The sequence below is a fragment of the Piscinibacter sp. genome (genome assembly GCF_050175855.1).
GTDB lineage: Bacteria > Pseudomonadota > Gammaproteobacteria > Burkholderiales > Burkholderiaceae_C > Piscinibacter.
On sequence record NZ_JBFXIO010000337.1, the window covers coordinates 1 to 5,717 of the forward strand.

Here is a 5,717-nt window from a genome sequence, read left to right on the forward strand (position 1 = left end):
CCTGCACTTCGGCGCGCGTGACCGTCGACGTGACGGGCTGCGGAACCTCGTAGGTGGCACCGTCGGCCAGGGCGGCGAACGACGTGGCGGCGAGGGCGGCGGCGATGAGGAGCTTGTTCATGATGGAGTCCTTTGCGGTGAAGTGAACGAAGGGTCTGGCTGGAGCCGCAGGACCGATGTCGCTGCGGATACACCCTTCGTCGGGTCTCGGCCGCCCAACGTGACAGCGACGTCGAGACGATGTTTGTTGCGGCCTCGATGTAATGAACGCGCGGTCTGCGCCGTCCATGCATCAGACGGGGTCGGCCCGGGTCGTGAGCAGGACGCGGCATTGGCCACGCGAGGCGTCTCACACCCGGCGCCTCGTCGCCCCTTCGGACCCACTCGCCGACGCCGCCGCCACCATGCCCCGTCACGCCCTCGCGCGCACCCTGGCCACGACCCTGCTCATGTGCGGCCTGGGCGCCGTTCGCGCCGAGCCTTTGCTGAATGGCTTCGACCTGACGGGTGCATCCGTTCCCGTCCAGGCGATCCAGCGAGGCGGCCCGCCCAAGGACGGCATCCCGGCCATCGACCGGCCGCGCTTCGTCGATGCCACACGCGCCAGGCTGGACGACGACGATCGCGTGCTCGGCATTGCGCTGGGCGGCGTGACGCGCGCCTACCCGGTACGCATCCTGAACTGGCACGAGGTCGTCAACGACCGTTTCGGCGACCGCGCGGTGCTGGTGTCCTACTGCCCGCTGTGCGGCACCGGCATGGCCTTCGAGCCGCCGGCGCGGACCGCCGCGGCGGGCTTCGGCGTTTCCGGCCTGCTCTACAACAGCGACGTGCTGCTGTACGACCGCGCCACCTCGTCGCTGTGGTCGCAGATCCTGTCCGCTGCCATCAGCGGCCCGCTGAAGGGCACCCGGCTACAAGCCGTGCCGCTGACCCACACCCGCTGGGCGGACTGGCGGCAGCGCCACCCGGACACCGAAGTGCTGTCCGCCGAGACGGGGTTCGATCGCGACTACGCGCGCGACCCCTATGCCGGCTATGGCCGCGTGCAGCAACTGATGTTCGACGTGCAGCACCGCGACGACCGCTTCCCGCTCAAGGAGTGGGTGCTGGGCCTGCGCATCGACGGCACAGCCAAGGCCTACCCGTTCAGCGTGCTGGACCGCATCGTGGGTGCGGCAGGCGAGATCGACGACACCGTGGCAGGGCAGCGGCTGCGCATCCGCTACGACCGCAGCCACGGCACAGCCGAGGCCTTCGACGTCCAGGGTCGCCCGCTGGCCGGCACGATGGCCTTCTGGTTTGCCTGGGTGGCCTTCCATCCGGGCACCGAAGTGCTGCGTGCCCGCTGACCGCCCACGACGAACACGAAGCCGTGACGCCGCATTCCCTGGCTTTCGGCATCGCGCTGACCTGTGCAGCGCTGATCGGCTTTGCGGCCCACCGGGCCAGCCTGTGCAACGTGCGCGCGGTGGCCGAGATCATGAACGGCGGCAGCGCGCACATGCTGGGCAGCCTGCTGCAGGCGGCGCTGTGGATGGCCACGCTGACGGGCGTGCTCGTGCTCGGCTTCGGGCGGGCGCTGCCGCCGGTGCTGATGCCGTCCTCGATGGGCTGGGCATTGGCGGGTGGCTGGCTCTTCGGTGCGGGTGCAGCGCTCAACGGCGGCTGTTCACTGTCCACGCTGCACCGGCTGGCCGACGGCGAACTGGGCATGCTCGCCACGCTGGCCGGTCTCGTGTTGGGCGTGCTGGCCTGGGCCGCGGCCGGCGTCCTGCATGCCGGCGTGGTGTGGCTGCCGGTGGTGCCGGCGTGGATACGCTGGCCCGCGCTGGCGCCGTGGCTGCTGCTGGCCCTGGCGCTGTGGGCGCTGCTGCGCGTGCGCGCATTCGGCCGACTTTGGCGATCGCAGCCGGAGCCGTCGCTGCGCCGGCGGGTGCTCGCCCCCCGCTACCACCTGTCGGTCTCGGCAGCGGTCATGGGCCTGGCCGGCGGACTGCTGTACGCCACCCACGGCGCTTGGTCCTACACCAACCACCTGCGCACCAGTGTCCTGCACGCGTGGGGCGGCGGCGCCGCGGCCCCGTCCGGCGCGCACAGCGCCCTGGTGATTGCGCTCGTCGGCGGCATGGCGGCCTCCGCGCTGCAACGCGGGTCGGTGGCCTGGCGCCGCCCGTCGGGCCCTGGCGGCTGGCTGCGGCACGGCGCCGGCGGTGTGCTGATGGGTGCCGGCGCCGCGATGGTGCCGGGGGGCAACGACACCCTATTGCTCAATGGCCTGCCCACCCTGGCCCTGCAGGCCGCCACGTCGTACCTTTCCCTGCTCGTCGGCATCGCCACCGTGCTGTGGCTGATGCGCCGCACCCGCCTGCCCATGCCCGCGGTGACGTGCACGCCCGCCGGGTGCAGCGAAGCCGAACCACCCCCCCGCGCCATCACAGGCCGAGAAGGAAGGCAATGAATCCTGTTCAAGCAAGCGCATTGGCGCCCGGTGCCGCGCCACCCGGTCCGGGCCCTGCTGGTGGCGACAACGACACCCTGGAGCCACAGCTGCCCGCCCTGCGCGTGCGGCTGATGCGGCATGCGCGCTTTGCCGTGCACGACGACGCCCTGGCCGAGGACCTGGTGCAGGACACCCTGATCGCCGTCGTCGAACAGCACACGAAGCGCCGAGGCGATGCGTCGCTCGTGACCTGGGCCACCGCCATCCTGAAGAACAAGGTCGCGGACTGGTACCGCTCGCCCACGCGCAACAGGATGGTCCAGTTCAGCGTCGACGACGACCGGCTCGACGATGCAATCGACGCGCTGTACACCGCCGAGGGCGGCTACATCGAACCGGTTCCCGCGTGGCAGCAGCCCGACAACCGCACCGAACAGCGGCAGATGATGACGGTGCTCGAGCGCTGCGTCAGCTGCCTGCCGCGCCAGACCGGCCGCGTGTTCATGATGCGCGAATGGCTGGGCTTCGAGACCGCGGAGATCTGCGAGCGCCTGGGCGTCAGCGCCGAGAACTGCAGGACGATTCTTCACCGCGCCAGGATGGCCTTGCGCGAGTGCATGCAACGAGACTGGATCGGCACGAGGGCCAGCGTATGAACCTGATGTACTCCTGCCGAAAGGTGGCCGAACTCCTGTCGCAGCGGCTCGACGAGCCGCTGGGCCTGTTCGACGAGATGAGGCTGAAGCTGCACCTTTCGATGTGCAGCGACTGCGGCCACGTGGCCGCGCAGATCGACGCTGTCCATGCGGCGTCTGCAGAGCTGCTGTCGAACGGATTCGAGCTCGACGATCCAGCGCCCCCGGCACCGCCGCGCTGAGCTGCGCCGACGGCGATCGGGTGGCCGATCGGGGTTGGGCTCCGGCGTCTCGGTGACGCAGGGTCGCGGCCGGGCCGGCGCTGCGCGCAAGGTGCGCCCCTTGATCTGCCGACGTCCGGCAACCGTGGTGCGGCGATCCCTGAGGCGCCGATCCGGCGGCCTCAGGCAGGCGGCAAAGCCGACGCGCGCAGGCCGCCTGCGGTATCAGGGTCAGAGCGACTTCGGCGTGCGGTCTTTCAGCCGCGGCCAGTTCTTCTCGGCCGTCGCGACATGGCCCGGCACATCGTCCAGCCAGCGCTTCTGCACGTCCTTGTTGACGTTCAGGTACAGCCTGCCGTCCACCACCCGCCAAGCCTGGGGATCGACGTCAAGCTTTTTCTCCAGCGCCACGCCCATCGCGCAGAAGCCGCCGTAGGCCGGCGCGTACTTGCCCGGGTTGGCGATGAAGGCATCCCGGTTGGCGGCGGACGCAAAGCGGTAGGTCGCGCCCTGGTGTTGAGTGCTGAACTGAGCAAGGCCGGGCGTCGGCTTCGCGGCGTTGAAGTAGGCCACCGGATCGTGGCCCTTGAGTGCAAGGCCGCTGGCGTCGACGTTCACGGCGCTGGCCGAGTTCTCGTCATAGGCCTGCGCAGGCCGATTCAACAGCGTGGCCGCACCGGCGGCGACGATCACGCTGACCAGAAACTGCCGGCGCGGCCGGGTGGTGGAGGGTGTCATCACGAGGGTCCTTCATCGAGGTGGTTGGGAGCTCACGCCGGCATGCGCTGCTGCTGGCGTTGTGGTGAACTTTGGGCCCTCGAATGAAACGTTCGGCGTCCTGACGTACCATTCTGTTGACCACGCGTCTCGCACTCACCATGGACCGCCTCTCCCTGCTGCTGCAACGCTTCTCGCTGAGCGCCGGGGTCTTCTATACCGGGCAGATCTGCGGCATCCACCACTTCGAACGCGACACGCAGCGTGGCCACGTCCACCTGATCAAGCGCGGGCCGGTGACGCTGACCGGCGGCATCGAAGGCACCTTGACCATCACCGAACCGACCTTGCTGTTCCTGCCCCGGCCGGACGCCCACCGCCTGATCGCTGACGACCGGGACGGCGCCGACGTGGTGTGCGCATCGATCCAGTTCGGTGGCGGCGGGCGCAACCCGATCACGGACTCACTGCCGCCGATGGTTCTCGTGCCGCTGCGTGATCTTCCCGGTGCGCAGGCCCTGCTCGACCTGCTGTACGACGAGGCCTTCACCGATCAGTGCGGGCGCCAGGCCGCGCTGGATCGCCTTTGCGAGTTGCTGCTGATCCGCCTGCTGCGCCACTGCCTGGACCGGGGGCTGACCCAAGGCGGCACGCTGGCCGGGCTGGCCGACCCGCGCCTGTCCAAGACCTTGGTGGCGGTGCACGAAGAGCCGACCCGCGACTGGGTGCTGTCGGACATGGCCCAACTCGCCGGGATGTCCCGCGCGCGGTTCGCCGTGCACTTTCGCGAGGTCATCGGTAACACGCCAGCGGACTACCTGGCGACATGGCGCGTCACCCTGGCTCAGGGGCTGCTGCGAGCCGGACGGCCCTTGAAACACGTGGCCCTGGACGTTGGTTACGGCAGTGCCAGCGCGTTCACCCGGGCCTTCATCCGCAAGACCGGCGAAGCCCCGACGCATTGGCTACGCAGTGTCGAGGTTTCGGTATCGCCACGGGCCTGACCGATCCGGCGGTTCAACCGCCCCGTCGGTCGATCGAGACGCACGGTCATCGGTCTGCGACGGGCAGTATCCGCGCCGACCTGGGCTATCCCTAGGATGAAGCTCGTTAGGCGGCCCGTACATCCGCGTGCGGGCGCGTCACCGCCTCCTTCCACCCGAGCCCCGAGGAAACGTCCATGCCTGCCAACCCCATCCTGCACAACCTGCACGCCGTCGACCCCGCCACCGCCACCGATACCCAGAAAGAGATCCTCGACAAGGCGCTCAAGGCGGCGGGCTTCCTGCCCAACATGTACCTCAACATGGCCAACGCGCCGGCCGTGCTGAGCACCTACCTCCACGGCTATGCGCTGTTCCGCTCCGAATCGGGCCTGAAGCCTGCCGAGCAGGAGGTGGTGTTCCTTGCCGTCAGCCAGGTCAACGGCTGCACCTACTGCACGGCCGCTCACAGCATGATTGCCGACAAGAAATCCGGTGTGCCTGCCGCTGTCCTGCAGGCCATTCGCGCCGGCCAGCCGATTCCGGATGCCCGTCTCGCGGCCTTGCACGCGCTGGCAACCGAGATGGTCACCACCCATGGCCGCCCCAGCCCCGCCACGGTGGATTCGTTCCTGAGCGCCGGCTTCCAGGAGAGGGACTTGCTCTACATCGTGCTGGCCATCGCCGTGAAGACGCTCAGCAACTTCAGCAACCACGC

General features: G+C 69.4%; 7 protein-coding genes. 6 read left to right on the top strand and 1 reads right to left on the bottom strand.

Annotation, left to right across the window (positions count from 1 at the left end; genetic code table 11):
- Window positions 1-404: 404 nt before the first annotated feature.
- From AB7U92_RS20685 to AB7U92_RS20700, 4 genes are read left to right on the top strand one after another with little or no spacing between them, the layout of a single operon-like run.
- On the top strand, window positions 405-1,352 hold the full coding sequence (locus AB7U92_RS20685) for a DUF3179 domain-containing protein (protein ID WP_428581426.1): 948 nt from the start codon (window positions 405-407) through the stop codon (window positions 1,350-1,352).
- A 23-nt stretch (window positions 1,353-1,375) separates the two neighbouring features.
- Window positions 1,376-2,461, top strand: a complete 1,086-nt coding sequence (locus tag AB7U92_RS20690) for a YeeE/YedE thiosulfate transporter family protein (RefSeq protein WP_428581429.1) — start codon at window positions 1,376-1,378, stop codon at window positions 2,459-2,461.
- The gene (locus AB7U92_RS20695) at window positions 2,458-3,099 is read left to right on the top strand and encodes a sigma-70 family RNA polymerase sigma factor (RefSeq protein ID WP_428581432.1); all 642 of its coding nucleotides are present in this window, start codon (window positions 2,458-2,460) and stop codon (window positions 3,097-3,099) included. Before AB7U92_RS20690 ends, AB7U92_RS20695 begins: the two co-directional genes overlap by 4 nt.
- Window positions 3,096-3,320: a zf-HC2 domain-containing protein gene (locus AB7U92_RS20700; RefSeq protein WP_428581435.1), complete on the top strand. Its 225-nt coding sequence runs from the start codon at window positions 3,096-3,098 to the stop codon at window positions 3,318-3,320. The genes AB7U92_RS20695 and AB7U92_RS20700 overlap by 4 nt, the downstream gene beginning before the upstream one ends.
- A 210-nt stretch (window positions 3,321-3,530) precedes the next feature.
- Here the strand turns inward: AB7U92_RS20700 and AB7U92_RS20705 are convergent, their stop codons facing one another.
- Window positions 3,531-3,992: a YHS domain-containing (seleno)protein gene (locus AB7U92_RS20705; protein WP_428581438.1), complete on the bottom strand. Its 462-nt coding sequence runs from the start codon at window positions 3,990-3,992 to the stop codon at window positions 3,531-3,533.
- Between the two features lie 185 nt (window positions 3,993-4,177).
- On the opposite strand from AB7U92_RS20705, the gene AB7U92_RS20710 reads away from it, so the two are divergent.
- Both AB7U92_RS20710 and AB7U92_RS20715 read left to right on the top strand, forming a co-directional pair.
- Window positions 4,178-5,020: a cupin domain-containing protein gene (locus tag AB7U92_RS20710; protein WP_428581441.1), complete on the top strand. Its 843-nt coding sequence runs from the start codon at window positions 4,178-4,180 to the stop codon at window positions 5,018-5,020.
- Window positions 5,021-5,196: 176 nt separating this feature from the next.
- A partial coding sequence (locus AB7U92_RS20715) for a carboxymuconolactone decarboxylase family protein (RefSeq protein ID WP_428581444.1) occupies window positions 5,197-5,717 on the top strand: 521 nt, incomplete at its 3' end.

Bases quoted from the DNA above. Each gene is read 5' to 3' on its own strand.
- AB7U92_RS20685 (WP_428581426.1), top strand. From the start codon at position 405: ATGCCCCGTCACGCCCTCGCGCGCACCCTGGCCACGACCCTGCTCATG.
- AB7U92_RS20695 (WP_428581432.1), top strand. From the start codon at position 2,458: ATGAATCCTGTTCAAGCAAGCGCATTGGCGCCCGGTGCCGCGCCACCC.
- AB7U92_RS20700 (WP_428581435.1), top strand. From the start codon at position 3,096: ATGAACCTGATGTACTCCTGCCGAAAGGTGGCCGAACTCCTGTCGCAG.
- AB7U92_RS20710 (WP_428581441.1), top strand. From the start codon at position 4,178: ATGGACCGCCTCTCCCTGCTGCTGCAACGCTTCTCGCTGAGCGCCGGG.